This is a genomic window from Snuella sedimenti, assembly GCF_016428595.1.
Classification (GTDB): Bacteria; Bacteroidota; Bacteroidia; order Flavobacteriales; family Flavobacteriaceae; genus Snuella; species Snuella sedimenti.
Genome location: NZ_JAELVQ010000002.1, coordinates 324976 through 340742, shown reverse-complemented (window position 1 = coordinate 340742; position 15767 = coordinate 324976). Strand labels below are relative to the sequence as shown.

The following is a 15767-nucleotide window of genomic DNA, read 5'->3' as shown; positions in this document are numbered from 1 at the left end:
TTACAATTTCTATTAAAAAATGCAATGATCTATTATATAACCGGTGGTGAACGTTCTGGAAAAAGCAGTTATGCCCAAAACTTAGCTTTATCATTTTCCAAGTCTCCAAAATACATAGCAACCTCCCGCATATGGGACGAAAACCATAGAAAAAGAATTGACAGACATATTGCAGACCGAGACGAACGTTGGACATCTATAGAAGAAGAAAAAGCTATTTCTACAGTAATAGACCCCAAGGACACTGTCGTTATAGATTGTGTAACCTTATGGCTAACAAACTATTTTGTTGACACCAAGAATGATATTGAAAAATGCCTTGAATTGGCTAAAACCGAATTCAATAAATTGTTGGATATCGATGCAACCATCATCATTATTTCTAACGAAATAGGTATGGGTGTACACGCACAAACAGAAATAGGCAGAAAATTTACGGAATTACAAGGTTGGATGAATCAGCACATAGCCAAGTACGCCAATAAAGCCACGATGATGGTCTCTGGCATCCCTTTAACCTTAAAATAACACCTCCATAAATATGAGCGCAATTGCCGACTTAACATTAAAAAGTAGCATTCAAAAAAAGATTGATCTTAAAACAAAACCCATTGGAGCACTTGGTACATTAGAATCATTGGCTTTAAAAATTGGACTGATACAAAACACAGAAACCCCTGAAATATCTAAGCCAACCATAGTCATTTTTGCTGGAGATCATGGTATAGCAGCGAAAGCGGAGGTTAACCCGTTCCCGCAAGAAGTGACTGCCCAAATGGTATACAATTTTGTAAATGGCGGTGCTGCCATTAATATATTTAGCAACACCAATGCTATTGACTTAAAAATTGTTGATGCCGGGGTTAATCATACCTTCCCCGAATCTATGGGTATTATAAATGCTAAAATAGCAGTAGGTACTAAGAATTATCAAGACCAACCTGCAATGACCTTAGAGCAATGCCAAATGGCTCTTGATAAAGCAGGTACTATTGTCTCTAAAATACATAGTAATGCATGTAACACCATAGGATTTGGAGAAATGGGTATTGGCAACACCTCCTCAGCTACTTTACTCATGAGTTATTTTACCCATATCCCTATTAGTGATTGTGTTGGTTCTGGAACTGGACTAAACGCTGAAGGCATCGCAAAGAAAAAACAAATACTTTTGGAAGTTTATAACAAGTATAGCCCACAAACTCCGTTAGAAGCTCTGGCAACTTTTGGAGGTTTTGAAATTGCAATGCTATGTGGAGCTATTTTAAAAGCGGCCGAATTAAAAATGACAATCCTTATTGACGGATTTATCGTAACGGCTGCTTTATTAGCGGCCAAAGCTATTAATCCAAATGTTTTGGACTATTGCATCTTCGCTCATAATTCCAGTGAACAAGGGCATTCTAAAATGCTGGATTTCTTAAATGTTACGCCGCTACTATCTTTAAATTTACGATTAGGAGAAGGTACGGGTGCTGCCCTAGCCATTCCCTTAGTGCAAGCTGCCGTTAATTTTTTAAATGATATGGCAAGCTTTGAAGATGCAGGTGTGAGTACCGAAATTGAGAAAACCTAATTATGTTCTGTCTTTAAAAATCCCATCATACAATGAAACGAACATTAATAAAATTTAAGCATTTTTTCACAAAAGGAAATGTTTAAAATTTTTAATGTGAGAGCGTAGCGGTTGCATACGTTCTCAATTTTATAATTAATATAAAACCAATGAATTACTAAAATTTAAACGTGTGAAATGCCCATTAACAAAAAGTTGCAAAACCAACCGATATGATAATTTAGGCATCGCATCTGACCACTAAAAAACAATAAAATTTAAACAGATGAAAAAAGAGCTTCAAATATTTTTAACTGCCATCATGTTCTTTACCAGAATTCCGTGTCCCAAATGGGTGAACCATGATAAGGCTTATTTAGAAAAAAGTGCTAGATACTTTTCATTGGTTGGCGTTATTGTTGGAAGTTTAGGGGCTTTATGTTTTTATCTTACGTCTTTTATTTTTTCAACTGAAATAGCCTTATTGCTTAGCATGGTCACTACAATTTACATTACCGGTGCTTTTCATGAAGACGGTTTTGCCGATGTATGTGACGGTCTTGGAGGCGGATGGTCCAAAGAAAAAATACTCTTGATTATGAAAGATTCCCGATTGGGCACTTATGGAGCTGTTGGTATCCTCCTGATACTTGCCACTAAATTTGCTGCACTAAGGGAAGTTCCTTCTAGCTACATTCCGCTAGTTATTATTGCAGGTCATAGCATAAGCCGCTTTATAGCAACCACGCTTATCTATACCCATCCATATGTTAGAGACACTGAAGATAGCAAGACAAAACCTGCGGCTAAAAACATTACCCCCCAAATACTATTGGTTAGTGCTATTTTTGGTATTGCCCCACTATTTTTGTTTAAATCCTCAATTATTTTTATAGCTTTAATCCCTGCTTATTTTTCAAAAATATACCTAGGTGCTAAATTCAAGAAATGGCTTGGAGGCCATACGGGCGATTGTGCTGGTGCTGTACAGCAATTATCAGAAGTTGTTTTTTATTTAAGTGTTATAACGCTTTGGAAATTTATCTAGTTAGACATACCACTCCTTGCATTGAAAAAGGGATTTGCTATGGGCAAAGCGATTTGGATTTGGACAATGATTACTACAAAGAATTCGAAAACATCACCCAACAGATTCCGCAAAACAAACTCTACAATGTTATTTCCAGTCCATTAAAACGTTGCTCTTTATTAGCCTATCATTTAAGCAGCTTTCCGGAATTTGATAACAGACTAAAAGAACTTCATTTTGGTGATTGGGAATTAAAAGCCTGGCATAATATTGCAGAAGAAGAACTTAACCCCTGGATGCAGGATTTTGTTAATGTTTCTCCGCCTAATGGTGAATCTTATTTGGAATTAGCCTCACGAGTAAGTGCTTTTTTTGAAGATCTAAAACAAATCCAAACAGCAAAAGATATTATAATCGTTACACATGCTGGTGTCATTAGAGCGTATTTATCAAAATTTCTAGGAATTGAATTGGAACAATCGTTTAAAATAAAAATGGATTATGGAGCCGTTTTTCAGCTTAAAAAAGAAAACGGCACGTTAAACCTGGTAACACCTTTAAACCTTAAGGGTTAAATTGGCAAAGTTATAATTGCTGGAAACGGAAGTTCCTTCAATGGCTATATCAATTCTATTTTTAAAAAAGGGAGCATTCACTACCAGAGTATGAAACTCTCCATTTTCACCACAGGCATCGACTCCCATAGTTTCTAATTCTTCAATCAGCGATTCATTTATTGTTTTACCCAAAAACCTTGCTCCCATTTGTTGGTTACAGGATACAATAACCGCTTCGAGCCCAGCCTCTATCATATCTAAAACCAATTGACGTCTAACCCCTTGCCATAGAGGCAATACTGCTTCAAGGTTGGCCGCATGCGATACTTTCTCCTCCCAAGCCCTATGGGACTCAATATCAATATCTCCAAAAACTGCATGCGACAAGCTAAACGTTTGGGTTAACTGCTTTAAGTTTATAATATAATTGGTTTCATAAGCTTCCCAAGTACTATTAAAAAAATGAATAGGCAGTTCTAATGCCTTGGCCTGTGCCTCTAAAATCTCTTTGGGAATACCATGCGATCGGGATCGGTCACCATACTCGTTCATTACGTTTAAGAGCACCGTTGGCTTGTAGTTTAGCTGCATCGCTTTATAAAAAGCATAGCAACTGTCCTTCCCTCCACTCCAGGAGCATAAAAAATTCATATATTAAAATTTAATGCTTCAAAAGTAGCCATAGGTAAGGTAATTACAAAAAATTTAAAGACCTTTGGTTCCTAATTTGGAACAATGCGTCTTATAACTCTTTTAATAAGCACTTTATTTATACTAACCAGCTGTAAAGAAAATAAGGGAGCTACAGCTACTCCTGATCAACAGGTTAAATCTGTTTCCGAAAGCATAAAATATGCAAAAGGGTTTTCTATAAAGCATTTTAGCACCCATAAAGAGGTTACCGTTACGTCTGCCTGGCCAAAAAGCAAACAAACATTTAAGTATCTACTAGTAGAAAAAGGGCATGAAATACCTTACCATGACAACAAAACTGTTGTTATAAAAACTCCGGTAACGAAAGTCGTCGTAATGTCTACCACCAATATCCCCACATTGGAATATTTGAATGTTGACAATTGTTTGGTTGGTTTTCCAAATACCCAATATATTTCATCTAAAAAGACTAGAAAAAGAATAGATGACGGTGAAGTTAAAGACCTTAATAACGACTTAGATATTAACATGGAACTTCTTCTGTATCTAGCTCCCGAATTAGTTATTGGGTTTTCTGTGAACGGCAATGACAAAACCCTTAATAAAATAGAAAAATTTAACATCCCCGTTGCTTTTGATGGTGCTTGGACAGAAGAACATCCACTTGGAAGAGCTGAATGGATAAAGTTTATAGCAGCTTTTTTTAATAAAGAAGAAAAGGCCGACTCTATCTTTGGGAAAATTGAAACATCCTATTTAAATGCAAAAAAAAAGGCTTTAAATGTTGAGAAAAAACCAACGATACTATCGGGCTCTATGTTTAAAGATGTTTGGAACATTCCTGGCGGTAATAGCTTTATCGCTAAGTATTTTAGAGATGCCAACACCAACTATTTATGGCATGACAACAATAATACTGGAAGCCTGCAATTAAATTTTGAAAATGTATTACAGAAAGCCCAACAGGCCGAATTATGGATAGGTGCCGGAAACTTTGATAACAAAGCACAAATGGCAGCCAACAGTAAGGGCTATACCTTTTTTAATGCTTATAAAAACAATACCATTTACACCTATACAAATAAAATTGGCCCTAAAGGCGGCTTGTTATATTACGAATTGGGTTCGCTACGTCCCGATATCATATTAAAGGATATTATTGCCATTGCACATCCTGAGTTACTCAAAAATCACGAACTTTACTTTTTTAAACGCTTAGAATAATTGCCTAACAAAAGCACATACAAACTAGCCTTTACAGTACTAATTGCACTTTTATTATTCTGTTTTTTCGCTAATATAAGTTTAGGTTCGGTATCTATTCCCAATTCTGAATTATTGAAAATATTCATGGGGACTTCCCAAAATAATTCCTTTTATCAAATTGTATTCGATTATCGTTTACCCAAAGCATTCACTGCTGCTATTGTTGGGTCTGGTTTGGGAGTATCAGGCCTTATGATGCAAACCTTGTTTAGAAACCCATTGGCGGGTCCTTTTGTACTTGGTATTACTTCTGGCGCCAGCCTAGGTGTTGCCCTTATTATTATGGGGTCTGCTATTTTTGGAGGCGTACTAGCTGGAAGTTTAGTTTCCAAATGGAGCATTGTTATAGCTGCCAGTTTAGGAAGCTTTCTAGTTTTACTATCCGTTTTAGTTGTATCTTCTCGTGTAAGGGATACCATGGCCATTCTTATTATTGGTCTTATGTTTGGGAGTATTACAACTGCTATTGTTAGTGTGCTTTCCTATTTTAGTTCGGCCGAAGAATTGCAACAATATATTTTCTGGGGATTTGGTAGTTTAGGAAACCTATCGTGGGAAGAAGTGTTTATTTTATTTATTATTTATTTTTTGGGAATTCTATTAAGTTTAACTTCAATAAAAGCCTTAAATACCTTATTGCTAGGAGAAAACTATGCCAGAAGTTTGGGCTTGCATATTAAAAGAAGTCGATTGACAATTATTATAGCTACCAGTTTGTTAGCTGGCACTATAACAGCTTTTACTGGCCCTATAGCCTTTATAGGATTAGCAATTCCACATATGACCAGACAGATTTTTAACACCTCTAATCATAAATTATTACTACCTGCAGTATTTATTTTTGGCGCAATTGTTATGCTTATCTGTGATAGTGTTGCACAACTACCTACAAGTGATTACACATTACCAATTAATGTTATAACCTCATTAATTGGAGCGCCAGTAGTTATTTGGTTGTTGGTTAGAAAACGAAAAATGGTATTTTAAAACAGTAAAATCATCTGAACTTGTGACAAGTAAACCCGAACATATCATTTTAAGTACCAACAATTTAGATATAGGATATACTACCAGGAAATCTAAAAATATGGTTGCTTCCAATATTAATATAGAGCTTCACAGAGGTGAGTTGGTAGGTTTGGTTGGTGCTAACGGTATTGGAAAGTCTACATTATTAAGAACACTTACAACCCTTCAAAATCCACTTGGGGGTACTATCCTGTTAAACAATAAAAAGCTTGCGAATTACACTTCGCTAGAACTGGCCAAAAGCATGAGTTTAGTACTAACAGAACAAATTATTTCAAAAAATTTATCTGTTTTTGAACTGATAGCTTTAGGAAGACAACCCTATACCAATTGGATTGGCAATATGGAAAATGAAGATGTTTCCATGGTTAATCAAGCCTTGAAACTTACCAACATCTATGATATAAAACATAAAAGATGTTTTGAATTGAGCGATGGTCAATTGCAAAAAGTAATGATCGCCAGAGCCCTTGCACAAGATACCGACTTAATTATTCTTGATGAGCCCACAACGCATTTAGACATGTATCACAAGGCATATATCTTAAAATTGCTCCAAAAGTTAGCTAAAGAAACCAACAAAACCATTTTATTTTCTTCCCATGAAATTGACTTAGCTATTCAACTGTGTGATAAAATGATTGTTATGGTCAAAGATCGTGTAGAAGCTGATGAACCTTGCAATTTAATAACCAAAGGCGTTTTTCAATCTTTGTTCCCCAAAGACCTCATCGATTTCGATGCCAATACGGGGAGTTTTAGAGTTAAAAAATAATGAAGCCGCACCCTTTTAAGATGCGGCCACAGAATTCAAAAAGTGATTTTAATACTAAAATCTTATTAACTAACTCAAAAATTATTACTTAATGATATCCAAAGGCTTTGTCGTTTTCCAAGCCCCTCTTGTAAAATCAGGAAATTTTTGCGAATCACCATGTGCTTTAACCGAAGCCTCGCTTAACGGTCCTACAGCACTCCAGAAACACCCTTCATAAACATTTTGATCTAAAGGCTGTCCTTTACGTAAACATTCAACAATGCGATAAAGCATCATAAAATCCATACCACCATGGCCTCCCATCTTCTTAGAAACCTCACCTAAACGCTTGTATAATGGGTGCTCATACTTTTCATAAATAGCTTCTAGAGCATCACCTTGCGCCCAACTATGATGGTTTTTAGTCGCTCCTTCAACACCACCTTCTAAAGCAATTCGTGTAGGGAAACCTGTTAATGTTCCATTAGTACCCTGTATTAAATTATGTCGTGAATACGGTCTTGGACTTGTTTCGTCCCACTGTACCATAACGGTACGTCCCAAAGTAGTCTTAATAATAGACGTATTTATATCGCCTCCTTTAAAGTCCATTTGATTCCACTTGTGGTCTTTATCAAAGTTCTTTTTGGCATATATATTACGTCCTCGTCCAGGTGAAGAAAAAGAATTGATGCGTTCAAAGTTATCTTCTCCTCTAGCCAAATTCATATATTGCGCTACTGGTCCTAGTCCATGTGTAGGATATAAATTACCGTCTCTATTAGCATACTCATAACTTCTCCAAGATCCTGTTCCACGCTCTACCTGATGCATTTGTCCGCGTAGCTCATGAATATAAGCGGCTTCTCCGTGGAGTAATTCTCCAATAACACCTTGTCTACACATATTAAGGTACAACAACTCCTCACGTCCATAATTAACGTTCTCCATCATCATACAGTGCTTCTGTGTTTTTTCGGATGCCTTTACAATATCCCACATTTCTTTTATAGTTACGGCAATTGGCACCTCTACAAAAGCATGTGCTCCAGCTTCCATTGCAGTAATGGCCATTGGTGCATGCAAACTCCAAGGCGTTGCTATAACAACCATATCTGGCTTAACAGTATTCAACATCTTTTTCCACTCATCTGGCCCTCCGTAGTAGGTTTTGATGTCTTTATGGCGTTGTCCAGCACCAATTTCCTTGCATTTATCGGCCGATTTTTTTGCTAAATCTTCATACAAATCACTTATAGCAACGACCTCTGTACCTTCAATAGTAGCTATCTGTCTTGCATGTCCCGAACCTCTAGCACCAACACCAATAAAAGCACATCGTACTGTATCCAGTTTAGGAGCTACAAAATCTCCCATATAATTTTCCTTATATGCATTTGATGCCTCATAGCTATCAGCATTCAAAAGATTTGGCAAGAAAGCTAAGCCGACACCTGCCATTGATGATTTTCTTAAAAAATCCCTTCTATTAGAATTCATATACTTCAGTTTTAAATTTTTATATGGTCTAAATATACATCAAGAAGTCGTATAACGAGGTGAACAAATGGGTGAACGTCTTACTTTTTTGTAAAAAAAATATTTTTTTAACGTTTCTTTTACTTTAGTAAGTCCTGATAATTAACCCCATAAGACTCGTCATAAAGGGCTTGGTAATTTTTTGAAAACGTAACATATGCGTTCTGGGCAAGTCCATGTTTTCCTAAAGCAACCAATTCGACAATTAAAATTTGAAGCGCATTTTCGTTTAAGCTATCGAACAGAAGAATTGTTTTAGCCATTTTAACGCATAATTCCCTTGGCAGATCATTGTGTTTGTTATTATACACCCTAGATAGAAGATGTTCTATTTCATTCGATAATTTAGCTTTAAAATAATCGGCCCATTCCGTTTGGGTGCTTTGCAAAACATTACCTTTCTTAAGTAGCTCAATGAAGGACTCCAGAGCGTCCAAAGCTATAGTTCCATGAGACATGTCTGTTTCCATCTGCTCCTTAAGACGCATGTATTCAAAAATGTCTACCTCTAAGTTATTAGCATTAACAATACGCCATTTCTTGTCTTCAAAAACAACTTGTAACCCTTCGATTTGAGACAATACCATTCGTAATTTCCGAATGTTACCATTTCTATTCTCCTTGGCCTTTACTTTAGAAACCCCGGGCCAAAACGTTTCCGTAAGTTTATTAGTCGTTACGCCATCCTTTTCATCGATAGCCGATAAAATTAAAAACGACACCAATTGTTTGTGAAGTGGTGAAAATGAAGGCGCTTGCCCGTCAACCAGATGCAATTGAAAACTACCAAAAAGACTTAACCTGTCCTTTTTAACCTCTGTCTGAGTTTGGTGTATTACATAAGGAGTAGAGGTTTTAGGTTTTTCTATTTTAGGCTTTTTTCTTTTGTATGCTATAATCACTACAATACAAACAAAAACGACAACCAAAGCAAAAAACACGTAATTCATATTACTTCCTGAAAGCTTATCAACACCTTCATGCAACATTTTAACTTCTCTTTGAGAAAGTCCTCTATCCCAAATCTTTAAATCATCGATAGCTCCGTAAAATTGCTCCCCCCAAATGTTATTACCAATAACCAAAGACTGATCGGATGGAATAATTTCTGAAGTGTCAATATCACCAATTTTTTCACCATTAAGATAAAAATCGACTGTAGTTCTTGGATTATAAACCACGACCAAATGCTGCCAGATTCCTACCTTTAGAGGATGCTCTACAACATGGTCTTTTATAGTTGCTGTAGTGAAATCAGGACTCCCTTTATTCAGCTTAACAGAGAACGCCAAACCAAACCCCACTATTCCCATAAATTCAGGAAGTTTTTCTGGCTTTAACCAAACAGAGACACTAATTGGTGTCTCAAAATTAAGAGTATTGCCTTTTGAATAGTCTATAAAGGAGTCCTGCTTGTTTAAATATAATACCAAACCGCGTTCTACATCCTTTATAAAAGATATATCCTTTGTTATTAACCTGTTCCAATCTTGCTCTACATGATTTACAACTCCTTTATTAAATGAAAAATCATATTCTAGCGCATCCTCCAAAACAACGTCGTATGCTGTAAACAGCCTAGGAGCGTCTGTTTGGGCTGCATGATGAATCACTTCGGCAGGTGTTATTCGATACCCATTTTTATAAGGGGAAAGCACCTGCTCTTTTTCTGTTAAAGGAAATGAAAATTTAGCTGGCGTGATTACTTTAGGAGAATTAATCCAGGATATTTCATTTAACAAATCTCCATTGTACTCCAGTACACCCCTAAATCGCCTAGTACGATTTAAAGAATCTGCTGCTTTTGTAATAGTTGTAACATCCAAATATGGAGCCTCAATAAAATTGGGAACCTTTCCTGTTGTTTTCCAAAACTCAAAAACATCATTAAAAACTGTACTATCTGCTTTCGCCTCTGTACTAAAAAGAATAAGTTTATTTAAAGGATCAGCAGAAAACCGATTTAAATATTTACTTTCTTTTCTAACACGTTCTATAGAAGTCACTACCAGATCACCTTCAAAAGTAACGAGCACCTGAATCCCTTGTGCTTTTAGCACATCTATTCTGGGCCAATCATCTTCAGTCTTGAAAAAAATGCTTCCGGAAAAATACTTTTGTAAATAATCTAGAAGAGCTTTTTGATCGGAGGTCTTTTTAAAAACGAGCGAAATTAAGGGGTCTTTATTCGTTAACAAGAAGCTATTCATTTCAGACAATACACTTTCTAAAAGTATTTCATCGGTTCCTGTTTCTATAATAAAATTTGTATTTTCCTTTTTAACCTCTAAGAAGAATGCACGGACTCCTTGTTTGAGCTTGTAGGTAATGGAGTCGGACACAGGTTCGCAGGCAAAAACATAATCATCAACCCGCAAGTCATTTTGGGCATAGCCCCACCTGGAAGTAAAGACCAAGAAAAATGACAACAACAATAGATGATTTTTTGTCAGCATGAGAAACCTATCTATTACCATTAATCACTTTTTTATTTTTTTTTCTTAGGAAACCCAAAATACAACTAATATCGAAAATCACAACCTAAAACATCCTTAGTTAACAACCCGTAACCAAAATTATATAAAAATAGTAAAAAGTGAAAAGAAAGGTTCTTAAAAGATAAATCGCTAACAATAGAATTTATTACTTTTACCTTAATTCCAAAAAACACTATGAACGACAATATTATTCTTATACTTTCCATACTTTTTTCGGCCTCTATTGGTTATTATTTAGGATTACTTTTTACTAAACTCAGAAGTAAAAGTGAAAAAAGCACACTTGAAGAACGTCAAAATCAATTACAACTTCACATTGAAACTTTAAAGCAAAATTTGGATAAAGTTGAAGGGGAGCGTGAAGAAATACGTCGTGAAAAAGAGTTTTTAAACGCTGAATTAATCAGAAAAAGCACCGAATACGAAAATTTGCAGCAACTAAACTTAAAACGTGATAAAGAGCTTGAAGAACGCCAGGAACAGTTACGTAAAGATTTCGAATTGTTAGCTAATAGAATACTAGACGAAAAATCGGAAAAGTTCACACTTCAAAATCAAGAAAACATAAAAAGCATTTTAAATCCGCTTCAAGAAAAAATAAAGCACTTTGAAGAGAAGGTTGATTCTACCCAAAAAGAAAGCATTAGCATGCATTCGGCTTTAAAAGAACAATTGCTTGGTTTAAAAGACCTCAATCAACAGATGACCAAAGAAGCAACCAATTTAACCCGTGCTTTGAAAGGGGACAGTAAAATGCAAGGAAATTGGGGCGAATTGGTACTTGAGCGCGTATTGGAAAAATCTGGATTGGAAAAGGACAGGGAGTATTTTGTACAACAAAGTTTTATGCGCGAAGATGGTTCCAGGGTTATGCCAGACGTGGTATTGCACCTTCCAGACAATAAAAAAATGATTATCGACTCCAAAGTATCACTTACCGACTACGAGCGCTATGCTAATGCTGATGAAGATGACAAAGCCCCTTTTTTAAAAGCGCATGTCAATTCCATTAGAAAACATGTCGATCAATTATCTGCAAAAAACTATCAAGACCTGTACGACATAGAATCTCCAGATTTTGTTTTGATGTTTATCCCTATAGAACCTGCTTTTGCCGTTGTAGTAAATGAAGATAACAGTATTTACAACAAAGCATTCGAAAAAAACATTGTTATTGTTACCCCGTCTACCCTACTAGCAACACTACGCACCATTGACAGTATGTGGAACAACGAAAAGCAACAGCAAAACGCCATTGAAATTGCCAGACAAGCGGGTGCCCTATACGATAAATTTGAAGGCCTTGTAAAAGACCTAACGGGTGTTGGTAAAAAAATTGACGCAGCAAAATTGGATTATTCGGCCGCCATGAACAAACTGGTGGATGGTAGAGGCAATCTTATTACCAGTGTTGAAAAACTTAAAAAGATGGGTGCCAAAGCCAAGAAAGCATTACCCGAAGCGATTATTAAACGTGCTCAAGAAGAAGAGTAGATATTTAAACGCACATACCCTGTTTAAACCCAACAACATGTTAGCAAAACTGATAAATATTTGTTTGTCAACTAAAAACGTGATATATTTGATTATTCCGCTTTAAAGGAATATATTTAATTATTCCATAATTAAGGAATATATTTAATTATTCCACAATCGAGGAATACAAAAACCAAGATGTTATGACGAGCGTTATTACAGGTGATATTATAAAATCCAGAAACCACAGTAATCCAGAAGCTTGGATAAAAAAGCTTGAATCGGCATTGACCCTACTAAGTTCTCATAAAAGCTATTGGGAAATATATCGTGGCGATAGCTTTCAAATAGAAATACCAGATTATTACTCCTGTTTTGAAAAAGCAGTTTTTATTAAAGCATGTATTAAATCCATAAAAGGACTAGATGTTCGGTTAGCCATAGGCATTGGCAATAAAACCTATCAGGGCAAAAAAGTAAGTGAATCGAACGGAGAAGCCTTTGTGTATTCGGGAGAAACTTTAGAGACACTACAAAGAGAAAAACAGAATTTGCTTATTAAAACTAATAACACAGAACTGGATAAAGAGCTAAATCTTTATTTCAAATTAGCTCTAATAGCCATGGACAATTGGACGACCAATTCTGCTGAAATTGTAAAACTGAGCCTAGAGAACCCAGATACACTACAAAGTGAATTGGGAAAAATGGTTGGCATTAACCAAAATGCCATAAGCAAAAGACAAAGAAGAGCCTATCTAAGTGAAATTCTGGAATTAAACCTTATGTACAGACAAAAAATAGCCACAATATCATGATTCTAATAAAACTTTTAATTGCTCATTTTATTGGAGATTTCTTTCTACAACCAAAGCACTGGGTTACCAATAAAGAAAAGAAAAAAATTAAATCCCCAAAGTTATACCTACATGTAGCAATTCACATGGCACTTACGGCACTTATATTATGGGATATATCTTTGGCGCCCATAGTGGTAATTATTGGGGTTTCCCACCTTATTATTGATGCAACAAAGCTTTTAATTCAAAAGAAAAAAACAAAGCGCCAACTCTTTTTTATAGACCAGCTACTCCATATATTAGTCATTATTATTTGCTACTTTTTCTTTACTGAAAGGGCCATACAAATTGAACAGATACTAGTAAATAATAGTTTATTACTACTACTCTGCTTTATATTTTTAACAACACCGGCTTCTATAATTATGAAAACTATTTTTATAAAGTGGAATATTTCAGAACTTACTAAAAATAACAGGTCACTTGAAGATGCTGGAAAATATATAGGTATATTAGAACGCTGTTTAGTGTTCATATTTATAATTTTCGATCACTGGGAAGCTGTTGGTTTTCTCATAACGGCTAAATCGGTTTTCCGGTTTGGCGATTTAAAAAAATCTAAGCACAGGCAGCTTACTGAGTATATTTTAATTGGCACACTTATTAGTTTTAGTATCGCCATAATAACAGGTATCATCTATAATATTGTAATTGCTTATGTTTAAAAACATAAAAGACTCGCAAGTAACCATCACAGAATTAATGCTTCCGGCACACTCAAATTTTAGTGGCAAAATCCATGGAGGCTACATTTTAAATCTAATGGACCAAATAGCTTTTGCTTGTGCATCAAAACATTCTAGACATTACTGTGTAACGGCATCGGTAAACCGGGTAGATTTTTTAAATCCAATAGAAGTTGGTGAACTTGTTACCTTAAAAGCATCTGTTAACTATACCGGACGAACCTCTATGGTTATTGGTGTGCGCGTAGAGGCAGAAAACATTCAAACTGGTAAAAAAAAGCATTGTAACTCATCCTATTTTACCATGGTTGCCAAAGATGAGAACGGAAAAAATGTACACGTTCCCGGTATCATTTTAGACTCCGAACAAAGCATTCGTAGATTTTCAAGAAGCATTACCAGACAAGAACAGGCCAAAGACAGAACCTCTGCATTTAAGGCTACCGAATTTAAAATGGAGGATTATCTAGAAGTTCTAAAAAAGCACAATGCCAAAGTTTTGCTTTAATTTGTAAGCTTTATTTTGTAATTTGTAAGAGTCTTACTTTTATTACGACTACAAAAGAAATTTTAGTTATCTACACATGTCCCGTTTGAATAATTAAAGTATATAATAATATTATTAGTGATGCGCAAGTGGTATATCATATTTGTTATAATTCTAATTGCCGTAATTGGTTATAACTATATATACCAAGATCACAGAGACATAGAAACCGAAACACCCGCATATGATGTGACTTCTACTATATTAATAAATAATTTTATTAATAACGCCACAGATTCTGAAAAGAAATACCTTAATAAAACCGTAGAAGTTTCAGGAAACATCAGTGAAATAAATGCAACAGACCTAACCTTAAATGATGTTGTCTTTTGTTTATTCAGTACCCCAATTAATAAAACAACAATACAATTAGGCTCCCAAATTAAAATTAAAGGACGTGTTATTGGCTATGATGACTTACTAGAGCAAGTCAAATTAGACCAGTGTAGTATACTTACTAACTAATTTTAATTTCACATAATGAAAAGAGAGATACTTGTGCTACTAATGGTTTTATTTAGCACATACACTTACGCTCAAACCATTTGGGACGGCCCTAACATCACATTTACAAAACCAAACAATGCAGACCATACTTTGGAAGTAAATCAAGATAGAATAACCTCCAACGTATGGATTACAAGGGGTAGCAGTAAAGGCATTTTTAATATCAAGCAGGAGGCTGCTTACTCAGGGTCAGGCACATCAGGAAACTCACCAATTGATACAGAATGGGCTTTTGGGACAACTAACAATATTGAAACCCTAACCTTTACAACTTGGGCAGTAGCAATGGATAAATCCCCTGCTTCTCAAGTTAACAAGGATATGGTTGTCCATTTAATTTCCGATAATATTTATATCGATATTAAATTTTTGTCTTGGTCTAACTTTAATAACGGTGCTGGATTTAGTTATCAACGTTCAAGTGACCCTTCATTAGGTGTTGACAGATTTTCAAATATAAAGTTCTCAATTTCACCGAACCCAAATAACTCGGAAATCAGATTACATTTTCCATCACCTGCCACAGATGTATCCGTGAATATTTATAATATTCTAGGTAAGAAAATCTATTCAAGTCCTGAATATAAAGCCCCTATTAATGTTTTAAGCTGGAGTAAAGGCATTTATCTTGTACAGGTCAACGCCTTAGGAAATACAATAACAAAACGCTTTATCAAAAATTAATTATATTAGTAATGTTAAATTAGAAGTGATTTAAATACGTATAGAACATAACCAAATTCTTATTCATCATTTTCAATAAGTTATAAAATCAACTAAAATTTAAACGAATGAAATGAGCATTA

At 35.3% G+C, this 15767-nt stretch carries 16 protein-coding genes; 13 read left to right on the top strand and 3 right to left on the bottom strand.

The genetic code is table 11. From position 1 onward, the window contains the following. The first annotated feature begins 24 nt into the window (after positions 1-24). From JF259_RS03280 to cobC, 4 genes are all read left to right on the top strand, one after another. Positions 25-528 carry a bifunctional adenosylcobinamide kinase/adenosylcobinamide-phosphate guanylyltransferase gene (locus JF259_RS03280; protein ID WP_199113300.1) on the top strand — a complete coding sequence of 168 codons (504 nt, stop codon included), beginning with the start codon at positions 25-27 and terminating at the stop codon, positions 526-528. A gap of 13 nt (positions 529-541) precedes the next feature. Next, on the top strand, positions 542-1576 hold the full coding sequence (gene cobT / locus JF259_RS03275; RefSeq protein ID WP_199113298.1) for a nicotinate-nucleotide--dimethylbenzimidazole phosphoribosyltransferase: 1035 nt from the start codon (positions 542-544) through the stop codon (positions 1574-1576). Positions 1577-1841: 265 nt separating this feature from the next. Further along, positions 1842-2603 (top strand): adenosylcobinamide-GDP ribazoletransferase, encoded by a 762-nt coding sequence (locus JF259_RS03270; RefSeq protein WP_199113296.1) that lies wholly within the window; start codon positions 1842-1844, stop codon positions 2601-2603. After that, entirely contained in the window at positions 2588-3160 is a 573-nt protein-coding gene (gene cobC, locus JF259_RS03265; protein ID WP_199113294.1) for an alpha-ribazole phosphatase, read from the top strand. The genes JF259_RS03270 and cobC overlap by 16 nt, the downstream gene beginning before the upstream one ends. On the opposite strand, the gene JF259_RS03260 is transcribed toward cobC, so the two are convergent. Next, on the bottom strand, positions 3143-3793 hold the full coding sequence (locus JF259_RS03260) for a Dph6-related ATP pyrophosphatase (RefSeq protein WP_199113292.1): 651 nt from the start codon (positions 3791-3793) through the stop codon (positions 3143-3145). The two genes, cobC and JF259_RS03260, sit on opposite strands and share 18 nt — an antisense overlap. 84 nt (positions 3794-3877) lie before the next feature. On the opposite strand from JF259_RS03260, the gene JF259_RS03255 reads away from it, so the two are divergent. From JF259_RS03255 to JF259_RS03245, 3 genes are read left to right on the top strand one after another with little or no spacing between them, the layout of a single operon-like run. Further along, positions 3878-5020 (top strand): ABC transporter substrate-binding protein, encoded by a 1143-nt coding sequence (locus JF259_RS03255; RefSeq protein WP_199113290.1) that lies wholly within the window; start codon positions 3878-3880, stop codon positions 5018-5020. Then, positions 5021-6049: a FecCD family ABC transporter permease gene (locus tag JF259_RS03250; RefSeq protein ID WP_199113288.1), complete on the top strand. Its 1029-nt coding sequence runs from the start codon at positions 5021-5023 to the stop codon at positions 6047-6049. It abuts the gene before it with no gap. A 22-nt stretch (positions 6050-6071) separates the two neighbouring features. Beyond that, the gene (locus JF259_RS03245) at positions 6072-6866 is read left to right on the top strand and encodes an ABC transporter ATP-binding protein (RefSeq protein WP_317192058.1); all 795 of its coding nucleotides are present in this window, start codon (positions 6072-6074) and stop codon (positions 6864-6866) included. Positions 6867-6950: 84 nt separating this feature from the next. Here the strand turns inward: JF259_RS03245 and JF259_RS03240 are convergent, their stop codons facing one another. Continuing rightward, entirely contained in the window at positions 6951-8348 is a 1398-nt protein-coding gene (locus tag JF259_RS03240; protein WP_199113286.1) for a Gfo/Idh/MocA family protein, read from the bottom strand. Positions 8349-8467: 119 nt separating this feature from the next. Then, the gene (locus JF259_RS03235) at positions 8468-10843 is read right to left on the bottom strand and encodes a LamG-like jellyroll fold domain-containing protein (RefSeq protein WP_199113284.1); all 2376 of its coding nucleotides are present in this window, start codon (positions 10841-10843) and stop codon (positions 8468-8470) included. A gap of 216 nt (positions 10844-11059) precedes the next feature. Between JF259_RS03235 and rmuC the strand changes: the two genes are divergently transcribed. The 6 genes from rmuC to JF259_RS03205 all read left to right on the top strand — a co-directional run bounded on the left by rmuC (position 11060) and on the right by JF259_RS03205 (position 15645). After that, the gene (gene rmuC / locus JF259_RS03230) at positions 11060-12379 is read left to right on the top strand and encodes a DNA recombination protein RmuC (RefSeq protein ID WP_199113282.1); all 1320 of its coding nucleotides are present in this window, start codon (positions 11060-11062) and stop codon (positions 12377-12379) included. Positions 12380-12564: 185 nt separating this feature from the next. Next, positions 12565-13179, top strand: a complete 615-nt coding sequence (locus JF259_RS03225; protein WP_199113280.1) for an HMG-box domain-containing protein — start codon at positions 12565-12567, stop codon at positions 13177-13179. Then, positions 13176-13886: a DUF3307 domain-containing protein gene (locus JF259_RS03220; protein WP_199113278.1), complete on the top strand. Its 711-nt coding sequence runs from the start codon at positions 13176-13178 to the stop codon at positions 13884-13886. The genes JF259_RS03225 and JF259_RS03220 overlap by 4 nt, the downstream gene beginning before the upstream one ends. Beyond that, positions 13879-14415, top strand: coding sequence for an acyl-CoA thioesterase (locus tag JF259_RS03215; RefSeq protein WP_199113276.1), 537 nt, complete (start codon positions 13879-13881; stop codon positions 14413-14415). The genes JF259_RS03220 and JF259_RS03215 overlap by 8 nt, the downstream gene beginning before the upstream one ends. Before the next feature lie 120 nt (positions 14416-14535). Further along, entirely contained in the window at positions 14536-14919 is a 384-nt protein-coding gene (locus JF259_RS03210; RefSeq protein WP_199113274.1) for an OB-fold protein, read from the top strand. Between the two features lie 15 nt (positions 14920-14934). Next, positions 14935-15645 carry a T9SS type A sorting domain-containing protein gene (locus JF259_RS03205; protein ID WP_199113272.1) on the top strand — a complete coding sequence of 237 codons (711 nt, stop codon included), beginning with the start codon at positions 14935-14937 and terminating at the stop codon, positions 15643-15645. The last annotated feature ends 122 nt before the right edge of the window (positions 15646-15767 follow it).